Genomic DNA, 23082 nt, shown 5'->3' on the forward strand with positions numbered 1-23082 from the left:
CGGCCGTCAGGACTTCTTGCGGAACTTGGACACCGCGATCGGGGCCATCACCGCGGTGATGAACACGGTCCAGCCGAGCGTCAGCCAGATTGAGTGGCCGACCGGGGTGCCCATCATCAGGGCGCGGGCCGAGTCGGCAAGGTTGGACAGCGGGTTGTAGTCGGTGAACGACTGGAGCCAGCCGGGCATCGTCGTGGGCGGGGCGAAGATGGAGGAGCCGAACTGGAGCGGCATCATGACGAGCATCCCCATTCCCTGGACGGCCTGGGTCGTCTTCAGGCTCAGTCCGAGCAGGATGAAGATCCACATGATCGCGGCGCCGAACGCGGCCGCCAGCGCGATCGCGCCGATCAGCCCCGGCACCGAGCCGTGGAGCTGCATGCCGAGCGCGAAGCCCATGCCCAGCAGGATCAGCGTGGCGACCATCATCCGGCCGAGTTCGACCACGATCTTGGCGATGAGCACCGAGGACCGCGCGATCGGCATCGTGCGGAACCGGTCCATGACCCCCTTGCGGAAGTCGTCGTTGACACCGGAGCCGACGGCCATGGCGATGTTCATGCCCATCATGGCCATCAGACCGGGGATCAGGTAGTTCAGGTACTCCTGCCGACCGCCGCCCATGCTGCTGCCGACGGAGCCGCCGAAGACGTACACGAACAGCAGGACGAAGATCACCGGCATCAGGAGCGCGTCGAACATCGACTCCGGATCCTTCTTGATCTGGAGCAGGTTGCGCCGCACCAGTGCCCCGATGTGCCGCAGGTTGTTCCGCAGGCCTATGCCGCCCTCGTCGTGGACAGCGGTGACCGGAGCTGCGGGCGTCGTGCCGGTGGGGGCGGGCGTCAGAGTCGTCGTGCTCATGCCGCGACCTCCTGGGGAGTCGTGTCGGTGACGGTGGCCTTGCCGCCGGTGATGGCGAGGAACACCTCGTCCAGGCTGGGCAGCGCGGTGGCGACGTGCGCCAGCGAGAAGCCCCGGGTGCCGAGCAGGCCGATGACGGCGGTGAGCTGCTCGTCGCTGAGGATCGGTACGTACAGCAGTCCCTCGTCCGGGACCGCCTGCGCGCCCGCGACCCCGTCGAGACCGGCCTCGCGCAGGGCCTGCGCCATCGCGGCCAGTTCGGCGGGGTCCGAGGGGCGGATCTGCAGGGTGCGGCCGCCGACCTTGGCCTTCAGCTCGTCGACACCGCCGCGGGCGATGATCCTGCCCTTGTCGATGACGGTGAGCTCGCTGGCGAGCTGCTCGGCCTCTTCCATGTACTGGGTGGTGAGCAGCACGGTCGCCCCCTCCGCGACCATCCGCTGCACCTCGTCCCAGACCTCGTTACGGGTGCGGGGGTCGAGCCCCGTCGTCGGCTCGTCCAGGTACAGCACGGCCGGGCTGCCGATCATGGAGGCGGCCAGGTCGAGGCGGCGCCGCATGCCGCCGGAGTAGTCCATGGCGGCCTTCTTCGCCGCGTCGGTGAGCGAGAAGCGCTCCAGCAGCTCGTCGGCGCGGGAGCGGGCCTTCTTGCGCGGCAGGTCGAGCAGCCGCCCGATCATGTAGAGGTTCTCCCAGCCGGAGAGCTTCTCGTCGACCGAGGCGTACTGCCCGGTCAGTCCGATGGTGCGGCGCAGCGCGCGGGGCTGCTTCACCACGTCGTGGCCCGCCACCACCGCGTGTCCGGCGTCGGGAAGGATGAGGGTGGACAGGACTCGCACGAGGGTGGTCTTGCCGGCTCCGTTGGGGCCGAGTACTCCGAGGACGGTGCCCTCGCGCACATCGAGGTCCACGCCGTCCAGAGCTTTGGTCGAGCCGTAGTGCTTGACCAGTCCCCGTACCTCGACGGCGTTTCCGCCGCGCCTGGGGTTCTTGTCGATTCGCGTCATGTCCACTATCAGAGCAGCCGCCACCGACAACCCGCCGACAGGCCGCCGACAGCAGTGCGACAGCCCGCCGACGGGGGAAGACGGCGGGCTGTCGGTGGTGCCGGTGGTGGTCGTCCGGCCGGGGCGGGTCCGGTCAGTGGAAGGTGTGCTCCGGCGCCGGGAAGGTGCCGCCCACGACCTCGTCCGCGTACGCCTTGGCGGCGTCACCGAGGATCTGGCGCAGGTCGGCGTACTGCTTGGTGAAGCGCGGCACCTTGCCGCCGGTCAGCCCGACCATGTCGGTGTAGACCAGCACCTGGGCGTCGGTGTCCGGACCGGCGCCGATCCCGACGGTCGGGATGTGCAGGGTGCGGGTGACCTCGGCGGCCAGTTCGGCCGGTACGAGCTCCAGGACGACGGCGAACGCGCCCGCGTCCTGCACGGCCTTGGCGTCGCGCAGCATCTGCTGGGCGGCCTCCTCGCCGCGGCCCTGCACCCGGTAGCCCATCGCGTTGACGGACTGCGGGGTCAGGCCGATGTGGGCCATGACCGGGATGCCGGCGTCGACCAGGAGCTTGATCTGCTCGTGGCTGCGCTCGCCGCCCTCCAGCTTGACCGCGCCGACCCCGGACTCCTTGACCAGCCGGGTGGCGTTGCGCAGGGCCTGGACCGGGCCCTCCTGGTAGGCCCCGAAGGGCAGGTCGGCGACGACGAGGGCGCGCTTGGTGCCCCGTACGACGGCGGCGGAGAGGATGGCGATCTCGTCCATCGTGACGGGCACGGTGGTCTCGTAGCCGAGGTGACAGTTGCCCATCGAGTCGCCGACGAGCATGACCGGGATGCCGGCCTCGTCGAAGACGGACGCGGTCATCGCGTCGTAGGCGGTGAGCATGGGCCACTTCTCGCCGCGCTCGGTGGCGGCGGCGATGTCGTGGACGGTGATGCGGCGGTTGCTCTTTCCTCCGTACAGCGCCTTGCTGCTGTCGGCGGGAGCACCCGCGGGGGGTGTGGCGGACTGGTTGTGCGCAGCCTGAAGCGACATTGCCAACGGCTCCTTCGTCATCTCGAGGCGCCCTGACGGCGTCCCCGGATCCCTTCCATGGTGGCATCCCGGAGCCCGTCACGGGAAGTGGGCCCGCACACGTCCCCCGGACGGCGGCAGTACGAGGGCGGTGCGGCGGCGGCAATCGCCGGGTCCCGCCGGTAAAGACTTTCCAATACGAGACGGTCTCGTATCGAAATGAGGTTAGGCTCTCGTCCATGTCCATACCGTCCGGCGCTCCCGCCGTCGTGCCCCAGGTCCCGGAGGCGGTCCACCGCCGCCGCTGGGCGATCCTCGTCGTCCTGATGTTCAGCCTGCTCATCGTGGTGCTGGACAACTCGATCCTCAACGTCGCCGTCAAGACGATCGCTTCCCCCGCACCCACCGGGCTGGGGGCCACCCAGAGCGAGCTGGAGTGGGCGATCAACTCCTACACCCTCGTCTTCGCCGGACTGCTCTTCACCGCTGGCCTGCTCGGCGACCGCATCGGGCGCAAGAAGACGCTGCTCCTGGGCATCGTGATCTTCGGCATCGGCTCGGCCTTCGCCGCCATGTCCGGCTCGCCCGGCGAACTCGTCGCCTGGCGAGCCGTGATGGGCTTCGGCGCCGCCTTCGTGATGCCGGCCACCCTCGCCGTCCTGATGAACGTCTTCGAGCGCGACGAGCAGCCCAAGGCCATCGGCATCTGGGCGGGCAGCGTCGGCCTCGGCATCGCGATCGGCCCGATCACCGGCGGCCTGCTCCTGGAACACTTCTGGTGGGGCTCGATCTTCCTGGTCAACGTGCCCGTCGTGGTCATCGCGCTGATCGCGATGCTGATCCTCGTACCGGACTCCAGGGACCCGAAGCCGGGCCGCCTCGACCCGGTCGGTGTGGTGCTCTCCATCATCGGCCTGGTGCTGCTGGTGTACGGGATCATCCGCGGCGGCGAGCTGGCCGACTTCACCGACGTCTCGGTGCTCCTGCCGGTCATCGGCGGCCTGGTGGTCCTGGTGGGATTCGTCCTCCACGAGAAGCGCAGCGCCAGCCCGGCCATCGACATCACGTACTTCAGGAAGCCGGCCTTCTCCGCAGCCGTCGCCGCCATCGCGCTGGTCTTCTTCGCGCTGATGGGCGTGACGTTCTTCTCCGCCTTCTACATGCAGAGCGTGCGGGGCTGGAGCGCCCTGCAGTCCGGACTGCTGATCCTGCCGCTGGCCATCGCCCAGATGGTCTTCGCGCCCAGGGCCCGGCTGGTGGTCGCGCGGTTCGGCGCCCGTGCCGTGTGCACCGTCGGCATGCTGATGGTCGCGGTCGGTCTCGCCGCGTTCGCGCTGTTCGACGCCGACACCCCCGTCTGGCTGATGTGTGTGGTCTTCTTCGTGCAGGGCACCGGCATGGCGCATGTGATGCCGCCGGTCACCGTCGCCGTCATGCAGGCCCTGCCGCGCGAGAAGGCCGGCTCCGGCTCGGCCGTCAACAACACGTTCCGGCAGGTCGGCGGGGCGCTCGGGATCGCCGTACTCGGATCGGTGCTGTCCGCCGTCTACCGGAGCGACATCGAGGGCCACCTCGGGGCGCTCCCGGCCGCCGCCAGGGACACCGCGGCGGAGTCGATCGAGGCGACGCTCGGCATCGCGGAGAAGATGGGGCCCAAGGGCGCCCCGCTGGTCGCCGCCGCCAACGACGCCTTCCTCGGCGCCATGCACGTCACGGCCATCAGCTCGGCCCTCGTCGCCCTGCTCGGAGCGATCGTGGTCGCCCTGTTCCTGCCCGGCAAGGCACCCGCCGGGCGGACGCCCGCCCCGGGCGACGGCCAGGACGATCAGGCGGTGCGCGCGCCCGCGGCACGGTGACGCCGACCGGTCCGGTCCCGGCGGGATGCCACCGGGACCGGACCGGTCGGGGAGAATCGGGGGCGGCGAAAGGTGGTTTCACGTGCAGCACCAGGCATCGGACCGGGCCGAGCGGGCTTCGGACGAGCGCGACCGCGCCCCCGGCGACGATCAGGAGCCCCGCCGCGGCCGTCCGCGCAGCGCGGCGGCCGAGCGGGCCATCCTGGACGCCGTCGTCGAACTGCTGGAGGCCGGCGAACCCCTCGCCGGCCTGTCCATCGAGCGGATCGCCCGTACCGCCGGGGTCGGCAAGGCCACCATCTACCGGCGCTGGACCGACAAGGAAGCGCTCTTCGTCGACGTCCTGCGTGACATCGAGCCCCCGGAGCCCGAGGTCTCGGGCACCGCCGGCATCGGCGATCTGCGCGTCATGCTGGAGTCGATGCGCACGCGCGGACTGGCCCAGCGCTCCTCCGTCCTGCTGCACAACGTCTTCGCCCAGATGAAGAGCCACCCCCGGCTCTGGGCCGAGTACCAGGCCACCGTGATCGCCCCACGCCGCGTCGCCATGCGCGCGGCCGTCCGGCGGGCCGTCGAGGCCGGTGAGCTGCGCGACGACACGGACGTGGAGCTGATCGACGACCTGTTCACCGGCCCCATGCTCGTCCGCACCATCCACCGGCCGGACGCGCCGCTGCCCGAGGACCTCACCGACCGCATCATCGGGCTGCTCGTCGACGGCATCGGACCGCGCCCGCCGGGCACCGGATCCGGCGGGGCCGCCCGTCGTGGCTGACGCGCCCGGACCCCCGCGCATGTGATCGTTCTGTCACAAGCCCCCACAGACCGCCTCCGGCCGGAACCCGCCGCGCCCGCTCGTTCGTCCTGGTGGCAGTACGGCCGTCGTCGACGGCCGGAATCGCGTCGCTCATCGCCTAGGGTCGTTGGCGCGGCGATGTGTACGGCAAGGCAGTGAGGACAGTGCGATGGTGCAGGCGTACAGGGCGGACACCGGGAACGGCGGCGGAGGACCGCAGCCCTCCGGATCCCGTTTCCGGGACCTGCGCGACAGACTGGCCCGGGACCGGGGCATCTGGCGGCGCGGGACGGTCCTGGCCGGGTGCTCGGTCCTGCTGACCCTCGTGATGCTGCTGCACGCCCACATCCCGAACACCATCGGCAACCTCGGCAGCCTCACCGAGACCTTCCTGCCCTGGATCGCCGTCTTCGTACCGGTGCTGCTCGTCCTGGGCCTGGTGCGGCGCTCCGCCACCGCGCTGATCGCGCTGCTGCTGCCCGTCATCGTCTGGTTGAACGTGTTCGGCGGTCTGCTCACCGACAAGTCGGGCGGGGGCGGCGACCTCACCGTCGCCACCCACAACGTCAACGCGGACAACGCCGACCCCGCCGGCACCGCCCAGCAGGTCGCGGGCTCCGGAGCCGACGTCATCGCCCTCCAGGAGCTGCCCGCCGGTCAGGTGAAGACGTACGAGGCGGCGCTCGACGGCCGCTTCCCGTACCACTCGGTACAGGGGACCGTCGGCCTGTGGAGCAAGTACCCGATCAGCGACACCCGCCCGGTGGACATCAGGATGGGCTGGGTCCGGGCCATGCGGACCACCGTCGCCACACCCGGGGGCAAGGTCGGCTTCGTGGTCGCGCACCTGCCCTCGGTGCGGGTCAAGCTGCACGCCGGGTTCACCGCGAACCAGCGCGACCAGAGCGCGGACGCCCTCGGTGAGGCCATCGCCGACGAGGGACTCGACCGGGTCGTCCTGCTCGGCGACCTCAACGGCACCATGAACGACCGCTCGCTCAACGCGGTCACCTCCCAGATGCGCTCCACCCAGGGCGCGGCCGGTGACGGCTTCGGATTCAGCTGGCCCGCGTCGTTCCCGATGGCCCGGATCGACCAGATCATGGTGAAGGGCGTCGACCCGGTGTCGTCCTGGACGCTCCCCGCGACGGACAGCGACCACCTCCCGATCGCCGCCCGCGTCAAGCTCTGACGCCGCCCGGGCCAGGCTCTGACGTCACGGTCCGTTTACCTCCCGGCATAAACCATCTGAGAGTATTTGTTCCGATCAGGGACCGAGGCCGACCGGCGATGGAGCCGGTCAGCCGCTGTGCGCTCCGGCCCCCACGCCCGGCAGCGCCGCCATGCCCCGGCTCCCTCCTGCCCCTCGTGGCGCGGCCGGCCCACGCCGCCGCCCCGCGCGAGGCCTCCCTGCGGAAAGGTCTCTCCTCATGCCTCTGGCTCTGCTCGCACTCGCGGTGAGCGCCTTCGGCATCGGTACCACGGAGTTCGTGATGATGGGCCTGCTGCCCGATGTCGCGGACGATCTCGGCACCTCCGTCCCCACGGCGGGCTACCTCGTGTCGGCCTATGCGATCGGCGTGGTGCTCGGCGCCCCGCTGCTCACCGCCCTCGGCTCGCGCATTCCGCGCAAGCGGATGCTCCTGCTGCTGATGGCGCTCTTCACCGTCGGCAACCTCGCCTCCGCGCTCGCCCCCGGTTTCGGCTGGCTGATCGCGGGCCGGGTCCTGGCCGGGCTCCCGCACGGCGCGTTCTTCGGCGTCGGCGCGGTCGTCGCCGCCCGGCTGGTGGCCGACGGGCGGCGAGCACGGGCCGTGGCGACGATGTTCCTCGGCCTGACCGTCGCCAACATCGTCGGAGTGCCCGCCGCCACCCTTCTCGGCCAGCACCTCGGCTGGCGGGCCACGTTCCTGGTCGTCGCCGTGATCGGGCTGTGCGCCATGGCCGCGCTCGCCCGGCTCGTCCCGAAGATCCCGGTGGAGGCCCACCGCAGCGTCCGCCACGAGGTGCGGGCCATGGGCAACCGGCAGGTGCTGCTCGGACTGCTCACCGCCGTCTTCGGCTTCGCCGGGGTCTTCGCCGTGTACTCCTACCTCTCGGCGATGACGACGGAGGCGATGGGCTTCGGGGAGTCCTCGGTGACCCTGGTGCTGGCGCTCTTCGGCATCGGCATGACCCTGGGCGCGCTCGCCGCGGGCCCGCTCACGGACCGGGCGCTGCGTCCCACGCTGTACGGATCGCTGGGCGCGCTCGCGGTCGTCCTGGTCGTCTTCCCGTTCGCCGCCCATGTGCAGTGGGCCGCGCTGGTGATGGTGGTGCTGCTGGGCGGGGTCGGGTTCATGACGACGACGCCGCTGCAGATGCTCGTCATGAACAAGGCGAAGGACGCCCCGACGCTCGCGTCCGCCTCCAACCACTCCGCGTTCAACCTGGCCAACGCGGGCGGCGCCTGGCTGGGCGGCGTGGCCATCGCGGCGGGCTGGGGCTGGACGTCCCCGGCCCTGGTCGGCGCGGTCCTGGCCGTGGCGGGCCTCGCGGTGGCGGTCACGGCGGGCGTACTGGACCGGGACCGCACCCCGTCGAGGGTGGTGGCACGCGCGACGGACATGACCGAACGGAGCCCGGCAACCTCAAGCCCGTCCGGCGATTGAGGACACCGCGATCCGCCGGATCGAGCCGGTGCCCGGCAACCTCAAGCCCGTCCGGCGATTGAGGACAAACCCTCGGCCGGACGGGCCCGCAGCCACCCGTACCCCCGGCGTCAGCCGGACTCGCGCCACCGGTTCGTGATCGGCAGCCGCCGGTCCTTGCCGAAGCCCTTGGGCGAGATCTTCGTGCCCGGCGGGTACTGCCGCCGCTTGTACTCGGCGGTGTCCACCATCCGCAGCGTCTTCGCCACCAGCGCCGGATCGAACCCTGCCGCGACGATCGCGTCGAGCCCCTGGTCCCGGTCGACGTACATCTCCAGGATGCGGTCCAGCACGTCGTAGTCGGGCAGCGAGTCCGTGTCTACCTGCCCCGGGCGCAGCTCCGCGCTCGGCGGCTTGGTGATGGATGCCTCCGGGATCGGCGGGGTCTGCCCACGCTCCTCGGCGGCCCGGTTGCGCCAGTTCGCCAGCCGGAAGACCGACGTCTTGTAGACGTCCTTGATCGGCCCGTACGCACCGACGGAGTCGCCGTACAGCGTCGAGTAGCCGACCGCCAGCTCCGACTTGTTGCCCGGCGCCAGGACGATCTGGCCCTCCTGGTTGGAGACGGCCATCAGCATCGTGCCGCGCAGCCGCGACTGGAGGTTCTCCTCGGCGAGACCGGTGAGCCCCAGCGAGCCCATGTACGCGTCGAACATCGGCTCGATCGGTACGGTCCGGAAGTTCAGCCCGGTACGCCGCGCCAGCTCGGCCGCGTCGCCCTTGGAGTGGTCCGAGGAGTACTTCGACGGCATCGAGATGCCGTAGACGTTCTGCGCCCCGAGCGCGTCGCAGGCGATGGCGGCGACCAGCGCGGAGTCGATCCCGCCGGAGAGCCCGATCAGCACACTGCTGAAGCCGTTCTTCGCCGCGTACGCGCGCAGGCCCACCACGAGCGCCGAGTACAGCTCCTCGTCGTCGTCGAGCCGGTCCGCGTACCCGCCGGCCAGCTCCGCCTCGTACGCCGGCAGCGGCTTCTCGGAGAGGACCACGTGGTCGATGCGCAGCCCGTCGTTCACCACACCCGACGGCGCGTCGGCCGTGGCGGCCGGCAGGTCGAGGTCGATGATCACGCTGCCCTCGGCGAACTGCGGCGCACGGGCGATGACCTCGCCCCGCTTGTCGACGACGATCGAGTCGCCGTCGAAGACCAGCTCGTCCTGGCCGCCGATCATCGCCAGATAGGCCGTCGTGCAGCCGGCCTCCTCGGCCCGCTTGCGGACCAGTTCGAGTCGGGTGTCGTCCTTGTCCCGCTCGTAGGGCGAGGCGTTGACCGAGAGCAGCAGCCCGGCCCCGGCGGCCCGCGCGGCCGGCACCCGGCCGCCGTCCTGCCAGAGGTCCTCGCAGATGGCGAGCGCGACATCGATGCCGTGCACCCGTACGACGGGCATCGAGTCGCCCGGCACGAAGTACCGGAACTCGTCGAAGACGCCGTAGTTGGGCAGGTGGTGCTTGGCGAAGTTCAGCGCGATCCCGCCGCGGTGCAGCACCGCGGCGGCGTTGCGCGGGGACCCGGCGGGCTGCCCGTAGCGCGGCGCGGCGAACTCGGAGCAGTCCAGGTATCCGACGACGACCGGCAGTTCCCCGAAGCCCTCCTCGTCGAGACGGGCGGCGAGCGCGCGCAGCGCGTCCCGCGACGCCTCGACGAAGGACGACCGCAGGGCCAGGTCCTCGACGGGGTATCCGGTCAGCACCATCTCGGGGAACGCCACCAGGTGGGCGCCCTGCTCGGCGGCGTGCCGGGTCCAGTGGAGGATCGCCTCGGCGTTGCCGGCGAGGTCGCCGACGGTCGAGTCGATCTGATTCAGTGCGAGGCGTAGTTGAGGCACGCCGCCCAGTGTAATCGTCTGACTGACGCGATGTCCTGGCGGGCCGCGCGAAAAGCCGTGCGGCCCGCCGGGGAGCCGGTCAGCCCCGGTAGCCGAGGACCGTCATCATGCCCGCCTCCGCGTGGTACAGGTTGTGGCAGTGCAGCATCCACAGCCCGGGGTTGCCGGCGTCGAAGTCGACCGTGAGGGTCTGCCGGGGCAGCACGATCGCGGTGTCCTTACGGGCCCCGGACGCGTTCCCGGCCAGCGCGAAGGTGTGCCCGTGCAGATGGACGGGGTGCCACATCGAGGTCGCGTTGCGGAACTCCATCCGCACCCGCTCCCCGGCCCGCACCGGATGGCGCTGGTCGGCGCTGTACGGCTTCCCGTCGAAGGCCCAGTCGTACGCCGCCATCGAGCCGGTCAGCCGGATCCGCACCGTCCGGTCGGGCGTCCGGCCGGACAGCGCCACGGACGCGTCCGGGACGAGCCGGTCGGCGGTGACCAGCGAGCCGTCCAGCTCCTTGGGCCGCACGGCGGCGTCGGGCGCCGCCCCGCCCCCGGTCCGCAGCAGCGCCAGCGCGGAGGCCTTCTTGCCCTCGGCCAGCGCGGTCAGCGGGAACACCCCGTCCCCGGCGGTCACCAGCACGTCGTACCGCTCGCCCATGCCGAGCAGCAGGGCGTCCGTCGTCGTGTGCCGGACCGGGAAGCCGTCGGTGTGCGTGACCGTCATCCGGTGGCCGCCGAGCGCGACGCGGAAGGCGGTGTCACCGCCCGCGTTGATGATCCGCAGCCGGATCCGGTCGCCGGGCCGGGCGCTGAGGGCGGTCGGGTCCTGCGGGGTGCGGCCGTTGATCAGGTAGTACGGGTAGCCGACGTCGCCCGCGTCGCCGCCCAGCAGTTCGCTGGTGGCGCCCATGAGCATGCGCGAGGGCCCGGTTCCGGTGCTCGCCGGGGGCGTCGCGCCCATGGCGTGCCCGCTGTGCCCGCTGCCCTTGGTGAGTTCCTGGAGCACCGCGTCCGGAGTGGAGCCGTCCACCCCGTCGAGCCAGTCGTCCAGGACGACGACCCACTCCTTGTCGTACGACAGCGGCTCCTTCGGGTCCTCGACGATCAGTGGCGCGTACAGCCCGCGGTCCAGCTGGACGCCGGAGTGCGGGTGGAACCAGTACGTGCCGGGGTCCGGCACCGCGAACCGGTAGGTGAAGTCCTTGCCGGGCTCGATGGCCCGCTGGGTCAGCCCGGGGACCCCGTCCATGTCGTTGCGCAGCGCGAGCCCGTGCCAGTGCATCGAGGTCGGCTGCGGGAGGTGGTTGGCGAGGGTGAGGGCGAGCGTGTCACCGGCGGTGACCCGCACCTCCTTGCCGGGCAGCCGGTCCCCGTACGCCCAGGTGCTGACGGTGTGCCCGCCGCCCAGGTCGAGCCGGGACGGGGTGGCGGTCAGGGAGACCTGGCGGACGGGGCCGGAACCCCGCCGCTTCTCGGCCGCCGCGACCTCGGGGCCGTCGGGGGACACGTATCCCGCGGGGGCCGCCGTGCCGGAGGGCCCGGCGTCGTCCATGGCGGAGTGGTTCATGCCGGAGTGGCCGGTGCTCGTGCCGCCGTCGGAGCAGGCGGCGAGGGCTCCGGTACCGGCGAGGGCGAGCGAGGCGCCGAGTACGGCGCGTCGGGTGTGCTGAGCGGGCATGGCTGAGTGCACCTCAAAGGTGTTGTCGGTGTGGTGAAGGGCGGACGGGGCGCGGTGTGCCCCGGACGGAGCGCGGGCGCGCCTATATCCGCAGTACCGACAGACCGGTGAGGAGGGCCTTGCGCGGCCGTGGTGGGGGAGGGGGCCGGGGCAGCCAAGGCGAACGCGCCCCGGCGGTCCCCGGTACGCCGTTCGCGGGCCGCCGCGCCGCCATGAGCGCGGTGAGCAGGGCGAGGCCCCAGACCGTGAGCACGGCGAGGCAGACGGCCATCGGGTCCATGCCGCGCATCGGCGCCGGGCGGACGGGGTGCCGGATGCCGGGGTGAGCGGCCTCAGAGACCTGGGTGGCCTGCTCGGCCGCCGGGCCGGGTGCGGTCATCGAGTGCGCGGCGGACATCGGGGAGGCGCCGCCACCCTGCCCGCCGTGCTCCGCCGGGTGCCCGACGGTGTGCATGGTGAAGATCCCGAAGAGCAGCGCGGCGAACAGCAGCAGCTGCCCGTATCTCGCACTCCTCGTCCCGAACATGCCGGCCACCTTACCCCTACCGGGTATATGAACGGCGGCGGCCCGCCACCCCGCGCGCGGCGGAGGGCGGGCCGCCGGGCCGTCAGGCCGTACGCGGTGCCGGTCAGTTGCGGGAGTAGACCTTCTCGGCCCAGCCGGCGATCTGGTCGTCGGAGAGGTGCTGCGCCAGATCGGCCTCGCTGATCATGCCGATCAGCCGCTTGTCCTCGACGACGGGGAGCCGCCGGATCCGGTGGTCCTGCATCTCCTGCAGCACGTCCTCCACCTCCGCGCCCGCGTCGATCCAGCGCGGCGTGCCCTGCGCGAGGTCGCCCGCGGTCACCTTGGACGGATCCTTGCCCATCGCCACGCAGTCGACCACGATGTCGCGGTCCGTGAGGATGCCGATCATCCGGTCCCGGTCGCCCTCGGCCGAGATGGGCAGCGCGCCGACCTTGTGCTCACGCATCAGCTGCGCGGCGCGGTCGAGGGTCTCGTGCGCCGGGATCCAGGTGACGCCGGTGTGCATGATTTCCTTGGCAGTGGTCATGGGCGTTTTCCTCCCGCGTGCCGGTGGGCACAGCTCTACGACCCCGAGCGAACCCATCGTCATGGGCCCGTTCGGGGTACGCGAGCGCTGTCACCCATTCGGGTGCACCTGCGGCACTGGGGGAACCCTCAGCCGTGGTCCCTGGGCTTCGCTCCGCGCTCGGCGAGCAGGTCGGCCATCGCGTCCAGCTCGGACTGCTGGGCCTGGACCATGCCCTGGGCCAGCCGCTTCTCCACCTTGACGGTGCACAGGTCCACGCAGCCGCGAGCCATGTCGATGCCGCCCCTGTGGTGGTCGGTCATCAGCTGGAGATACAGGATCTCGGCCTGCTTGCCACTGGCCTCACGGAGCCGGCCGAGCTCGGTGCGGGTGGCCATGCCGGGCATGAGGGACCCGTCGTGGGCCTGATAGGCGCCCCCGTCCATGCCGGGCATACCCGCCATGTCATGGCCTTCGTGTCCACTCTGTCCACCACCGGCCATCCAGGCCATCGGCTCCTGCCCGGCGGCCACCTTGGGCAGCTCCCACAGATCCAGCCAGCCGAGCAGCATGCCCCGCTGGTTGGCCTGGGTGTTGGCGATGTCGTACGCGAGCCGGCGCACGTCCTCGTCCCGCGTGCGGTCCCGCACGATGAAGGACATCTCCACGGCCTGCTGGTGGTGGACCGCCATGTCGCGGGCGAAGCCGGCGTCCGCCGACTCCGCTCCGGGCGTGCGCTGGGCGGACCCGGGCGCGCTCGGGTGGTGGCCGGCCCCGTCGTCCCGCGCGGAGGCCACCGTCGCGGCCCCCGCGAACAGCACCGCGAGCGCCACGGCGGAACCGGCCGCCCAGCGGGTGCGCCGGGTGCGCTCCGTAACCGTCATTCGGCCCCCCGCCCGCCGGTGCACGCGGCACCGGGCTCGGGGGTCTGCGGCCCCTGCACGTACTTGGTGAAGAACTGCGCCACCCTGGGGTCACCGGCGCCGTCCACCGTGAGCTGCTTGCCCCAGGCACTCAGCATGATCGTGCCGGCCTGGTCCTTGTACGGGCTCATCAGCGAGTACGGGGTCTTCGAGACCCGGTCCGCCAGCTCGGCCACGTCGGCGGCCGGGGCCTTGTCCGTGTACGTCACCCACACCGAACCGTGCTCCAGCGCGTGCACGGCGTTCATGTCGGGGACCGGCTTCTTGTATACCTCGCCGTCGCAGTTCATCCAGACGGGGTCGTGGTCACCGCCGACCGGGGGCTTCATCGGGTACGTCACGGGCTTGGTGACGTGGTTGCGGGTCAGCTTCTTCGCGTCCCACGTCTTCTCGCCCTCGATCGCGTCGCCGCCCGCGTCCTTCCCCTCCGCCCCGGGCTGCTCCGAGGCCTTCGCGTCCGAGGACTTCTGGTCCGCCGACGCCTCCGACCTGTCGAGCAGCGTGTAGCTGCCGAAGGCGACGAGACCTGCGACGACGACGGCGCCGAGGCTTATGGCCACCACGCGGCTGCGGCGGTCCCGCGCGCGGTCGGCCTTGCGCATCTGCTCTATGCGCGTCCTGCGGTCGTGGCTCTCGTGGCTCATGTCGTGGTCCTTCTGCGAAGGGGCGATGAGGGTCTGGAACGGGTCGGAAATCCGGTGTGCGCAGGGCGGTTGCCGGGCCGCCGCGGCCCGTGCACACCATGGCCGACGATCGTAGTGGGTGGCCGAGTGCTCCATCTCACGTCGTGTGCGTAATCTGGGTGAAATCCCGGGTCGTGATACTGGAGTTTCCCCCCTACCCCGGGCGGTGGTGCACGGACCGTCTGAACTGCAAGGATGTGGCTATGGACAAGCAGCAGGAATTCGTCCTCAGGACACTCGAGGAGCGGGACATCCGGTTCGTCCGGCTGTGGTTCACCGACGTGCTCGGTTACCTCAAGTCCGTGGCCGTCGCCCCTGCCGAGCTGGAGCAGGCGTTCGACGAGGGGATCGGCTTCGACGGCTCGGCCATCGAGGGCTTCGCCCGGGTCTACGAGTCGGACATGATCGCCAAGCCGGACCCGGGCACGTTCCAGATCCTGCCCTGGCGCGCGGAGGCCCCCGGTACCGCCCGCATGTTCTGCGACATCCTGATGCCGGACGGCTCGCCGTCCTTCGCGGACCCGCGCTACGTCCTGAAGCGGATCCTCGCCAAGACGTCCGACCTCGGCTTCACCTTCTACACCCACCCGGAGATCGAGTTCTTCCTGCTGAAGGACAAGCCGGTGGACGGCAGCCGCCCCACCCCGGCGGACAGCTCCGGCTACTTCGACCACACCCCGCAGAACGTGGGCATGGACTTCCGCCGCCAGGCGATCACGATGCTCGAATCGATGGGCATCTCGGTCGAGTTCAGCCACCACGAGGGCGCGCCCGGCCAGCAGGAGATCGACCTTCGCTACGCGGACGCGCTCTCCACCGCCGACAACATCATGACGTTCCGCCTGGTCATGAAGCAGGTCGCGCTGGAGCAGGGCGTGCAGGCGACGTTCATGCCGAAGCCGTTCTCGGAGTACCCCGGTTCGGGCATGCACACCCACCTCTCCCTCTTCGAGGGCGACCGCAACGCGTTCTACGAGTCCGGCGCCGAGTACCAGCTGTCGAAGGTGGGCCGCTCCTTCATCGCGGGTCTGCTCACGCACGCGGCGGAGATCTCCGCCGTGACCAACCAGTGGGTCAACTCCTACAAGCGCATCTGGGGCGGCTCCTCCCGTGCCGCGGGCGCCGGCGGCGAGGCCCCCTCGTACATCTGCTGGGGCCACAACAACCGCTCCGCCCTCATCCGGGTCCCGATGTACAAGCCCGGCAAGACCGGCTCGGCCCGTGTCGAGGTCCGCTCGATCGACTCCGGCGCCAACCCGTACCTGACGTACGCGGTCCTGCTGGCCGCCGGCCTCAAGGGCATCGAGGAGGGCTACGAACTCCCGGCGGGCGCCGACGACGACGTCTGGGCGCTGTCCGACGCCGAGCGCCGGGCGATGGGCATCGAGCCCCTCCCGCAGAACCTGGGCGAGGCGATCTCGCTGATGGAGAAGAGCGAACTGGTCGCGGAGACGCTCGGCGAGCACGTCTTCGACTTCTTCCTCCGCAACAAGAAGCAGGAGTGGGAGGAGTACCGCAGCGAGGTCACGGCCTTCGAGCTGAAGAACCTGCTGCCGGTGCTGTAACTTCCGCAACTTCCGCGCAGAGCTGATGAGTACGCTTCGGGCCGGCCGTGTCGCACGGTCGGCCCGAAGCCGTCCCGGCCCCGGTCACCACCGCCTTCGCACCGCAGCCTTGCCGCCGGTCACCAGGCTGGCCGGCGGAACGTCGTCGGCCACGACCGCGCCGGCGGCGACCACGGCGTCGCGGCCGATGCTGACGCCGGGCAGGATCTTGGCACCGGCGCCGATCCACACGTTCTCCGCGACGTCGATGGGCGCGCCGGTCAGCCAGCCCCGTCGCTCCTCGGGATCGACCGGGTGGCCGACGGTGATGAACATGACGTTGGGGCCGACCATCACCCGCTCACCGAGCCGGATGCCGGCGTAGTCCAGGAACGTGCAGTTCTGGTTGATGAACACCCGCTCGGCCAGGTCCAGTCGGAGCCCGTGGTCCGTGTAGAAGGGCGGGTAGACGGTGACCTTCGGCGGCAGCGGCCCGCCGAGGATCTCCGCGAACAGCTCGGCCTTTCCGGTCTCGTCATCGAAGGGCAGGACGTTCAGCCGGGAGGTGAGCCGGGTGGCCCGCAGGACTCGTTCGGACATGGCCCGGAACTCGGGGCTGTGGATGCGCATGAGGCGGTCGTTGGACAAGCGACGGTCCTTCGCGGGGATGGTGTGCGGGTGACGGGGACGACGGTCGGTTCACGTTGCCCAGGTCGGGCGCCAGACCGGTCCGGCGACAGTCGGCAGGCCTTCCAGGTGGGCGATGACCCCGCGCAGCCCTGGATGGGGGTTTGCCGCGGGGACGATGAGCGACAGCGGGTACGCGAGGGTCGGATTCACGACCGGGATGCGGCGCAGGCCGTACTCCGCCGGCCAGGTGTACCGGTCACGCGCCCCGACGAGGGTGGCCACCTGGCCGGACTCCGCGAGGGTGTCGAGGAGCACCTCGTCGCCGAAGTGCGGCCCGGCCGCGTCGATACGCAGGTCGAATTCGGCGGCGAGCTGGTCGTAGAAGTCCGACCACTCGCTCAGCGGCGCGATGCCCGGCACCCAGATCCGGTGCTTGCGCAACTGTGCCGGTGTCAGGCTGGGCGCGGAGGCGAGCGGATGCCCCGGGCCGACCAGGAGTTCCAGCGGTGAGTCGAACGCGTGCAGCATCCGCACACCGGACGGCAGCGCGTCCGGATCGGTGACGGTGCGGAACGAGGCGTCGATATCGCCCGCCGCGACGGCGGCGGCCGCCACGCGCGGATCGTTGACCCGCAGGGTCACCACGTCGAGGCCGGACCCGGGACGCGACCGCCAGTAGTTGTGCAGCACGAGGGCCTGCGCGCTCCGCAGGCCGAGTACGTCCACCCGGAGCGCCCGTGAGCCCGGCCTGACCGAGGCGACGGCCCGCTCGACGGCGGCGACGATGCTCCGTGCGTGGGGGAGGAAGGCCCGGCCGTCCAGGGTCAGCTCCACTCCCCGGGCGGTCCGCGTGAACAGCCGGACCTCCAGCTTCCGCTCCAGGGCGGCGATCCGCTTGGAGACCGCCTGCTGCGTCACGCCCAGCTCGTCGGCCGCATGCCGCAGCTGCCCGAGCTCGGCGGCCCGGACGAACGATCGCAATGCCTCGGTGTCCACCTGGTCATCCTAGGCAGGTACAACCATTCGTTGTGGCTGGAGGAGGGGTGGTTGTGCGACCGTGGCCCGCACGGGTGCACGGCGCCTTGTGGACGCGGATGGTGGCCCCGGGCCCCGTAGCCGCATGGATGGTGATCGGCTCGGCCTGTGCCGGCACCGGTGACCGGGAGGGGATGACATGACGGGCGTACCGCAGCCGCTGACCGACGGGGAGATCGCGGAGCGGCTGGCCGCGCTCCCGGAGTGGACGCGAGACGGAGACGAGATCCACCGCCGCGTCGACATCCGCTACCACGCAGGCGTCGCGATGATCGTGCACATCGCGGACCGGGAACGGCGCATCGGCCACCACGCCGACATCGATCTGAGGATCGACCACCTGCGCATCGCGGTCACCACGCACGACGCCGACTACAAACTGACCGAGGCGGACTTCGACCTCGCCGCCCGCATCGACGCCGTCGCGGCAGCCCACCAGGCCACGCCCCTCGACTGACACCCGAACGCCCGCCCACCCCCTCCGTGCGGAGCCCGCCGTTCCGCTGGACCGCACCTGTCCGATCACTGACAATGGTTGCCAGGGCAGCAGTGGGCGGGGGAACGGGGAGCCATGGCTGAGATATTCGTACTGTTCGGTGCACTGTTCACGGTGATCGTCTTCCTGATCGTGAAGCTGATGCTGAAGGAGCGGCGCCGCCCCACGGACAACTTCGACGGCCAGGAGATCGAGCGGCTGCACAGCGCCGAGGCGCGGCATACCCGGGCGGCCAACACGTCGGTCGCCGTGCACAACCGGTTCTTCGACGGCGGCAACGACTGGCGGCCCGGACGGCGCTGATCCGGCCCGCCCGCAGGGTCCGCATGAGCGGGTCCGCGCTGGGGTAGGGTGACGTGCCCCGCACGGGGACGCAGCAAAGGATCCCCGCACGGGGACGTACCGGAGGAGGTGGGACCCATCACCGCTGTATCAGGCTGGGTGCTCGCCCCTCGTCAACGCGTGGTCGACCGGACATAACCGGCCGCGGAGCACCCATCGGCGTTTTCCCGAAAGGCTCCGCTCCATGCCGGTCCCGCTGTCTCCGCTCGACCTCTCCGCCGTCATCACCACACTCCGTACCGCCGGCTGCGTATTCGCCGAGGACGAGGCGGAGCTCCTCGCCTCCACCGCCGAGGACCCTGCCGCGCTCGCCGCCATGGTGGAGCGCCGCGCCGCCGGTCTGCCCCTGGAACACGTCCTGGGCTGGGCCGAGTTCAGCGGGCTCCGGATCGCCGTGGACCCCGGGGTCTTCGTGCCCCGTCGCCGCACCGAGTTCCTGATCCGGCAGGCCGTGGAACTCGCCGCGAGACCCGCCGTCGTGGTCGACCTCTGCTGCGGCACGGGCGCGCTCGGCGCCGCGCTCGCCGCGGCTCTGGAGGACGTCGAACTCCACGCCTGTGACGTCGAACCCGCCGCCGTGCGCTGCGCCAGGCGCAACGTCGGCGAGCTGGGCCGGGTCTACGAGGGCGACCTCTTCGCGCCGCTGCCCGGCTCGCTGCGCGGGCGCGTCGACGTACTGCTCGCCAACGTGCCGTACGTACCGAGCGGGGATGTCGCCCTGCTCCCCGCGGAGGCGCGCGTGTACGAGCCGCTGGTGGCGCTCGACGGCGGCGGTGACGGCCTCGACGTCATGCGGCGGGTGGCCGCCGAGGCGCCGAGGTGGCTGGCGCCCGGCGGCAGCCTGCTCGTCGAGGCCAGCGAACGGCAGGCCGCCCTCGCCGAGGAGACCATCGGCGGCAGCGGGCTGATCCCTCGGGTGGTCAGCTGCGACGAGCTGTACGCCACCGTCGTGATCGGGACCATGCCCGCCCGGCCCCGGTAGCCGAGCCTCCCGACGGCTCAGGCGAAACGCCACCGGGTCTGGCTGAACCGCTCGCCCTTGCCGAAGCCGAAGACCGTGCGCGGGGAGACCGCGAAGACCTCGGCCCGGTTGCCCTGGGCGCCCACGAAAAGGCCGTCCGCCACGTCGAAGTGCCAGAACTCCCCGTACTTCGCCTCCCAGGCCTGGGCGAGGCTGGTCAGCAGGGCCGCGTCGGTCACCCGGTCCGCCCGGCCCTCCACCACCACGTCGAAGCCCTCGGTCCAGGTGTTCATGCCGGTCGTGAGGACCACTTCGGCATTGGCCGCCAGATTGCGGCCCTTGCGTTCCTCGGCGCCGGTGGAGAAGTACAGCGCCCCCTGCCACCAGACCCCGATCAGCGGGGTGACGTGCGGGCGGCCGTCGGGGCGGACCGTCGTCAGCCAGTACAGCTCGGCGCCGGACAGCAGCTCCCGCGCGTCGGCCCAGCGGGCGGGCTCGGCGCCGGAGCTGCTGTAGCGGGGGTCCAGCTCGGCGTGCGGTTCGGCTGCGGACATGATCGGGCCTCCAGGAGAGTGCTGAACGGGACGTGCCGGTGAAGTACAGACTGTGCGACGGCCCCTTACTCATCGGTGCGGGACCAGTGCCTTTCCGACCCTGATCCGCCGGACAGGCCCTAGGCTCGTAATACTGGAACGTGATCGGGCGGCGAGCAGGAGAGAGCGCGGAATGACGACGTTGCCGGGGCGCAGGAGCAGTACGTTCACCCGATTGCTGCGGCACGGATTCACCGACCCGTCCGCCGCCGAACGGCTGCTCGACCTGCCGGACCTCTCCTCCGTACGCTCCGACCCCGTCCTCCTCGAAGCGCTCGGCGCCACCGCCGACCCCGATCTCGCGCTGCGCGGCGTCGTACGGCTCGTGGAGGCGGAGGAGGAGGACGAGCGGCAGATCCTGCTGGACACCCTCGTCACCGCCAAGCCGCTGCGGGACCGGCTGCTCGGGGTGCTCGGGGCCTCCGAGGCGCTCGGTGACCACCTGGCCCGCCACCCGCGCGACTGGCAGGCACTCGTCACGTACGAGGCCACCGATCTGCACCCCGGGGTGGCCGAGTTCGAGCACGAGCTGGCCGGGGCCGACGACCAGGACGCCCTGCGCGTCGCCTACCGCCGGTGCCTGCTGTCGATAGCGGCCCGGGACGTGTGCGGCACCACGGATGTCGCCCAGACCGCCGCCGAGCTCGCCGACCTGGCCACGGCGACCCTGCGGGCCGCGCTCGCCATCGCGCGTACGGCGGCGCCCGATGACGCCGCGCAGTGCCGCCTCGCCGTCATCGCGATGGGCAAGTGCGGCGGCCACGAACTGAACTACGTCTCCGACGTCGACGTCATCTTCGTGGCGGAACCCGCCGACGGCGCCGAGGAGAGCGCCGCGATCCCCGCCGCCACCCGGCTGGCCGCACACATGATGCGGATCTGCTCCGACACGACCGTCGAGGGCACCATCTGGCCCGTCGACGCCAACCTCCGCCCGGAGGGCCGCAACGGGCCCCTGGTGCGCACCCTGTCCTCGCACCTCGCCTACTACCAGCGCTGGGCCAAGACCTGGGAGTTCCAGGCGCTCCTCAAGGCCCGGCCGGTGGCCGGTGACCCCGAGCTGGGCGCCGAGTACGTCGAGGCCGTCTCGCCGCTCGTCTGGCAGGCCGCCGACCGGGAGAACTTCGTCCCGGACGTGCAGAAGATGCGCCGCCGCGTCATCGACACGATCCCCGTCGACCGGGTCGACCGCGAGATCAAGCTGGGGCCCGGCGGACTGCGGGACGTCGAGTTCGCCGTACAGCTGCTCCAGCTCGTGCACGGCCGCAACGACCCCGCCCAGCGCAGCGGCTCCACCCTGGAGGCCCTGGGCGCGCTCGCCCGGGGCGGCTACGTCGGCCGGGTGGACGCCGCACAGCTGGACGACGCCTACCGCTTCCTGCGCACGATGGAGCACCGCATCCAGCTCTACCGGCTGCGCCGCACCCACCTCGTCCCGGAGGACGAACCGGACCTGCGACGCCTCGCCCGCTCCCTCGGCATGCGCACCGACCCCGTCACCGAGCTCAACCAGGCCTGGAAGCGGCACGCTTCCGTGGTGCGCCGGCTGCACGAGAAGCTGTTCTACCGGCCGCTGCTCGACGCCGTCGCCCAGCTCGCCCCCGGCGAGTCCCGGCTCAGCACGAAGGCCGCCGCGCACCGGCTCGAAGCCCTCGGCTACGAGGACCCGGCGGCCGCGCTGCGACACCTGGAGGCGCTGTCGTCCGGTGTCTCGCGCAAGGCCGCCATCCAGCGCACCCTGCTGCCGGTGCTGCTCGGCTGGTTCGCGGACTCCGCCGACCCGGACGCCGGACTGCTCGGATTCCGTAAGGTGTCCGACGCGCTGGGCAAGACCCCGTGGTACCTGCGCCTCCTGCGTGACGAAGGCGCGGCGGCGGAGAACCTCGCCCGGGTGCTGTCGGCCGGCCGGCTCGCCCCCGACCTGCTGCTGCGCGCCCCCGAGGCGGTGGCGATCCTCGGCGACCCGCAGGGGCTCAAGCCGCGCAGCAGGGACGCCCTGGAGCAGGAGGTGCTGGCCGCGGTCGGGCGCTCGGAGGGCGCCGAATCGGCGGTGGCGGTGGTGCGCGGGGTGCGGCGGCGCGAGCTGTTCCGGACCACGTCCGCAGACCTCATCGGCTCCTACGGCACCGAGGAAAGCCCCGCGGAAGAGGACCCGGGCGCGCTCGTCGACCGCGTCGGCACCGCGGTCACCGACCTCAACGCCGTCACCATCGCCGGAGCGTTGCGCGCCGCCGTCCGCGCCGAGTGGGGCGACACGCTCCCCACCCGGTTCGCGGTCATCGGCATGGGCCGCTTCGGCGGACAGGAGCTCGCCTACGGCTCCGACGCGGACGTCCTGTTCGTCCACGCGCCGCGTGAGGGCGTCGACGAGCAGGAGGCGGCCCGTGCCGCGAACCGGGTGGTGGCCGAGATGCGCAGGCTGCTCCAGCTGCCGACCGCGGACCCGCCGCTGATCATCGACGCCGATCTGCGCCCCGAGGGCAAGAGCGGGCCCATGGTCCGCACCCTGAAGTCGTACGAGGCGTACTACCGGCGCTGGTCGCTGGTCTGGGAGAGCCAGGCACTGCTGCGCGCCCAGCCGATGGCCGGCGACGCGGACCTGGGCAGCGACTTCATCGAGCTGATCGATCCGCTGCGCTACCCGGCGGAGGGGCTGGGGGAGGACGCCGTCCGCGAGATCCGGCGGCTGAAGGCCCGGATGGAGTCCGAGCGGCTGCCGCGCGGGGCGGACCCGACGCTCCACACCAAGCTGGGCCGGGGCGGGCTGAGCGACGTCGAGTGGACGGTCCAGCTGATGCAGATGCAGCACGGCTGGGAGGTGCCGGGGCTGCGGACCACCCGGACCCGCGAGGCGCTGGCGGCGGCCTGTGCGGCGGAGCTGATCTCCGCCGAGGACGCGCAGACGCTGGACGAGGCGTGGGTGCTGGCCACCCGGGTCCGCAACGCGGTGATGCTGGTGCGGGGGAGGCCGGCCGACACCTTCCCGTCCGGGCCCCGGGAGCTGACGGCGGTGGGGCGGTACCTGGGGTACGAGCCCGGACACGTCGGCGACATGCTGGACGACTACCGGCGGATCACCCGGCGGGCGCGGGCGGTGGTGGACGAGCTGTTCTACGGGGCGGCGGTGTGAAGAGTG

The 23082-nt window shown here is 71.6% G+C and carries 21 protein-coding genes; 9 read left to right on the forward strand and 12 right to left on the reverse strand.

Annotated elements, in window-relative coordinates; genetic code table 11:
- Nucleotides 1-6: 6 nt before the first annotated feature.
- The 3 genes from ACGFU6_RS11805 to panB all read right to left on the reverse strand — a co-directional run bounded on the left by ACGFU6_RS11805 (nt 7) and on the right by panB (nt 2892).
- Complete coding sequence (locus ACGFU6_RS11805) at nt 7-864, reverse strand: ABC transporter permease (RefSeq protein WP_393610004.1); 858 nt, start codon at nt 862-864, stop codon at nt 7-9.
- On the reverse strand, nt 861-1871 hold the full coding sequence (locus ACGFU6_RS11810; RefSeq protein ID WP_393610006.1) for an ATP-binding cassette domain-containing protein: 1011 nt from the start codon (nt 1869-1871) through the stop codon (nt 861-863). The genes ACGFU6_RS11805 and ACGFU6_RS11810 overlap by 4 nt, the downstream gene beginning before the upstream one ends.
- A gap of 133 nt (nt 1872-2004) precedes the next feature.
- Entirely contained in the window at nt 2005-2892 is an 888-nt protein-coding gene (gene panB / locus ACGFU6_RS11815) for a 3-methyl-2-oxobutanoate hydroxymethyltransferase (protein WP_123526394.1), read from the reverse strand.
- Between the two features lie 218 nt (nt 2893-3110).
- On the opposite strand from panB, the gene ACGFU6_RS11820 reads away from it, so the two are divergent.
- The 4 genes from ACGFU6_RS11820 (at nt 3111) to ACGFU6_RS11835 (ending at nt 8174) form a co-directional block, all read left to right on the forward strand.
- Nucleotides 3111-4727: a DHA2 family efflux MFS transporter permease subunit gene (locus ACGFU6_RS11820; RefSeq protein ID WP_393610008.1), complete on the forward strand. Its 1617-nt coding sequence runs from the start codon at nt 3111-3113 to the stop codon at nt 4725-4727.
- An 82-nt stretch (nt 4728-4809) separates the two neighbouring features.
- Complete coding sequence (locus ACGFU6_RS11825) at nt 4810-5502, forward strand: TetR/AcrR family transcriptional regulator (protein WP_393610009.1); 693 nt, start codon at nt 4810-4812, stop codon at nt 5500-5502.
- Nucleotides 5503-5692: 190 nt separating this feature from the next.
- Nucleotides 5693-6715: an endonuclease/exonuclease/phosphatase family protein gene (locus ACGFU6_RS11830; protein ID WP_393610011.1), complete on the forward strand. Its 1023-nt coding sequence runs from the start codon at nt 5693-5695 to the stop codon at nt 6713-6715.
- A gap of 238 nt (nt 6716-6953) precedes the next feature.
- Complete coding sequence (locus tag ACGFU6_RS11835; RefSeq protein WP_393610013.1) at nt 6954-8174, forward strand: MFS transporter; 1221 nt, start codon at nt 6954-6956, stop codon at nt 8172-8174.
- Between the two features lie 110 nt (nt 8175-8284).
- On the opposite strand, the gene ACGFU6_RS11840 is transcribed toward ACGFU6_RS11835, so the two are convergent.
- The 6 genes from ACGFU6_RS11840 to ACGFU6_RS11865 all read right to left on the reverse strand — a co-directional run bounded on the left by ACGFU6_RS11840 (nt 8285) and on the right by ACGFU6_RS11865 (nt 14306).
- Entirely contained in the window at nt 8285-10039 is a 1755-nt protein-coding gene (locus ACGFU6_RS11840) for an NAD+ synthase (protein ID WP_393610015.1), read from the reverse strand.
- Between the two features lie 79 nt (nt 10040-10118).
- Nucleotides 10119-11705, reverse strand: coding sequence for a multicopper oxidase family protein (locus ACGFU6_RS11845; protein ID WP_393610017.1), 1587 nt, complete (start codon nt 11703-11705; stop codon nt 10119-10121).
- An 82-nt stretch (nt 11706-11787) separates the two neighbouring features.
- Nucleotides 11788-12231, reverse strand: a complete 444-nt coding sequence (locus tag ACGFU6_RS11850) for a DUF6153 family protein (RefSeq protein ID WP_393610019.1) — start codon at nt 12229-12231, stop codon at nt 11788-11790.
- A 103-nt stretch (nt 12232-12334) separates the two neighbouring features.
- Nucleotides 12335-12760: a CBS domain-containing protein gene (locus ACGFU6_RS11855; RefSeq protein WP_393610021.1), complete on the reverse strand. Its 426-nt coding sequence runs from the start codon at nt 12758-12760 to the stop codon at nt 12335-12337.
- 128 nt (nt 12761-12888) lie between these two features.
- Complete coding sequence (locus ACGFU6_RS11860) at nt 12889-13623, reverse strand: DUF305 domain-containing protein (RefSeq protein ID WP_393610023.1); 735 nt, start codon at nt 13621-13623, stop codon at nt 12889-12891.
- Entirely contained in the window at nt 13620-14306 is a 687-nt protein-coding gene (locus tag ACGFU6_RS11865; protein WP_393610024.1) for a DUF3105 domain-containing protein, read from the reverse strand. Before ACGFU6_RS11865 ends, ACGFU6_RS11860 begins: the two co-directional genes overlap by 4 nt.
- A gap of 242 nt (nt 14307-14548) precedes the next feature.
- On the opposite strand from ACGFU6_RS11865, the gene glnA reads away from it, so the two are divergent.
- Nucleotides 14549-15910, forward strand: a complete 1362-nt coding sequence (gene glnA, locus ACGFU6_RS11870; RefSeq protein WP_073735717.1) for a type I glutamate--ammonia ligase — start codon at nt 14549-14551, stop codon at nt 15908-15910.
- An 84-nt stretch (nt 15911-15994) separates the two neighbouring features.
- Here glnA and ACGFU6_RS11875 read toward each other — a convergent pair whose 3' ends face one another.
- Nucleotides 15995-16537, reverse strand: coding sequence for a DapH/DapD/GlmU-related protein (locus ACGFU6_RS11875; protein ID WP_393610026.1), 543 nt, complete (start codon nt 16535-16537; stop codon nt 15995-15997).
- Between the two features lie 51 nt (nt 16538-16588).
- Nucleotides 16589-17515: a LysR family transcriptional regulator gene (locus ACGFU6_RS11880; RefSeq protein ID WP_393610028.1), complete on the reverse strand. Its 927-nt coding sequence runs from the start codon at nt 17513-17515 to the stop codon at nt 16589-16591.
- 178 nt (nt 17516-17693) lie between these two features.
- Here ACGFU6_RS11880 and ACGFU6_RS11885 point away from each other — a divergent pair, with 178 nt between their 5' ends.
- The 3 genes from ACGFU6_RS11885 to ACGFU6_RS11895 all read left to right on the forward strand — a co-directional run bounded on the left by ACGFU6_RS11885 (nt 17694) and on the right by ACGFU6_RS11895 (nt 19374).
- Nucleotides 17694-18011: a 4a-hydroxytetrahydrobiopterin dehydratase gene (locus ACGFU6_RS11885; protein ID WP_393610030.1), complete on the forward strand. Its 318-nt coding sequence runs from the start codon at nt 17694-17696 to the stop codon at nt 18009-18011.
- Nucleotides 18012-18125: 114 nt separating this feature from the next.
- Entirely contained in the window at nt 18126-18353 is a 228-nt protein-coding gene (locus tag ACGFU6_RS11890) for a hypothetical protein (RefSeq protein WP_123526410.1), read from the forward strand.
- A gap of 223 nt (nt 18354-18576) precedes the next feature.
- Nucleotides 18577-19374: a putative protein N(5)-glutamine methyltransferase gene (locus ACGFU6_RS11895; RefSeq protein WP_393610033.1), complete on the forward strand. Its 798-nt coding sequence runs from the start codon at nt 18577-18579 to the stop codon at nt 19372-19374.
- 17 nt (nt 19375-19391) lie between these two features.
- Here ACGFU6_RS11895 and ACGFU6_RS11900 read toward each other — a convergent pair whose 3' ends face one another.
- Nucleotides 19392-19907, reverse strand: a complete 516-nt coding sequence (locus ACGFU6_RS11900) for a pyridoxamine 5'-phosphate oxidase family protein (RefSeq protein WP_393610034.1) — start codon at nt 19905-19907, stop codon at nt 19392-19394.
- A 172-nt stretch (nt 19908-20079) separates the two neighbouring features.
- Between ACGFU6_RS11900 and ACGFU6_RS11905 the strand changes: the two genes are divergently transcribed.
- Nucleotides 20080-23076 (forward strand): bifunctional [glutamine synthetase] adenylyltransferase/[glutamine synthetase]-adenylyl-L-tyrosine phosphorylase, encoded by a 2997-nt coding sequence (locus ACGFU6_RS11905; protein ID WP_393610035.1) that lies wholly within the window; start codon nt 20080-20082, stop codon nt 23074-23076.
- Nucleotides 23077-23082: the final 6 nt, after the last annotated feature.

It is taken from the genome of Streptomyces sp. NPDC048462 (assembly GCF_043200175.1).
In the GTDB taxonomy this organism is placed as follows: Bacteria; Actinomycetota; Actinomycetes; order Streptomycetales; family Streptomycetaceae; genus Streptomyces.

Bases quoted from the DNA above. Each gene is read 5' to 3' on its own strand.
- ACGFU6_RS11805 (WP_393610004.1), bottom strand. From the start codon at position 864: ATGAGCACGACGACTCTGACGCCCGCCCCCACCGGCACGACGCCCGCA.
- ACGFU6_RS11810 (WP_393610006.1), bottom strand. From the start codon at position 1,871: ATGACGCGAATCGACAAGAACCCCAGGCGCGGCGGAAACGCCGTCGAG.
- panB (WP_123526394.1), bottom strand. From the start codon at position 2,892: ATGTCGCTTCAGGCTGCGCACAACCAGTCCGCCACACCCCCCGCGGGT.
- ACGFU6_RS11820 (WP_393610008.1), top strand. From the start codon at position 3,111: ATGTCCATACCGTCCGGCGCTCCCGCCGTCGTGCCCCAGGTCCCGGAG.
- ACGFU6_RS11830 (WP_393610011.1), top strand. From the start codon at position 5,693: ATGGTGCAGGCGTACAGGGCGGACACCGGGAACGGCGGCGGAGGACCG.
- ACGFU6_RS11835 (WP_393610013.1), top strand. From the start codon at position 6,954: ATGCCTCTGGCTCTGCTCGCACTCGCGGTGAGCGCCTTCGGCATCGGT.
- ACGFU6_RS11845 (WP_393610017.1), bottom strand. From the start codon at position 11,705: ATGCCCGCTCAGCACACCCGACGCGCCGTACTCGGCGCCTCGCTCGCC.
- ACGFU6_RS11850 (WP_393610019.1), bottom strand. From the start codon at position 12,231: ATGTTCGGGACGAGGAGTGCGAGATACGGGCAGCTGCTGCTGTTCGCC.
- ACGFU6_RS11855 (WP_393610021.1), bottom strand. From the start codon at position 12,760: ATGACCACTGCCAAGGAAATCATGCACACCGGCGTCACCTGGATCCCG.
- ACGFU6_RS11860 (WP_393610023.1), bottom strand. From the start codon at position 13,623: ATGACGGTTACGGAGCGCACCCGGCGCACCCGCTGGGCGGCCGGTTCC.
- ACGFU6_RS11865 (WP_393610024.1), bottom strand. From the start codon at position 14,306: ATGAGCCACGAGAGCCACGACCGCAGGACGCGCATAGAGCAGATGCGC.
- glnA (WP_073735717.1), top strand. From the start codon at position 14,549: ATGGACAAGCAGCAGGAATTCGTCCTCAGGACACTCGAGGAGCGGGAC.
- ACGFU6_RS11885 (WP_393610030.1), top strand. From the start codon at position 17,694: ATGACGGGCGTACCGCAGCCGCTGACCGACGGGGAGATCGCGGAGCGG.
- ACGFU6_RS11890 (WP_123526410.1), top strand. From the start codon at position 18,126: ATGGCTGAGATATTCGTACTGTTCGGTGCACTGTTCACGGTGATCGTC.
- ACGFU6_RS11895 (WP_393610033.1), top strand. From the start codon at position 18,577: ATGCCGGTCCCGCTGTCTCCGCTCGACCTCTCCGCCGTCATCACCACA.
- ACGFU6_RS11900 (WP_393610034.1), bottom strand. From the start codon at position 19,907: ATGTCCGCAGCCGAACCGCACGCCGAGCTGGACCCCCGCTACAGCAGC.
- ACGFU6_RS11905 (WP_393610035.1), top strand. From the start codon at position 20,080: ATGACGACGTTGCCGGGGCGCAGGAGCAGTACGTTCACCCGATTGCTG.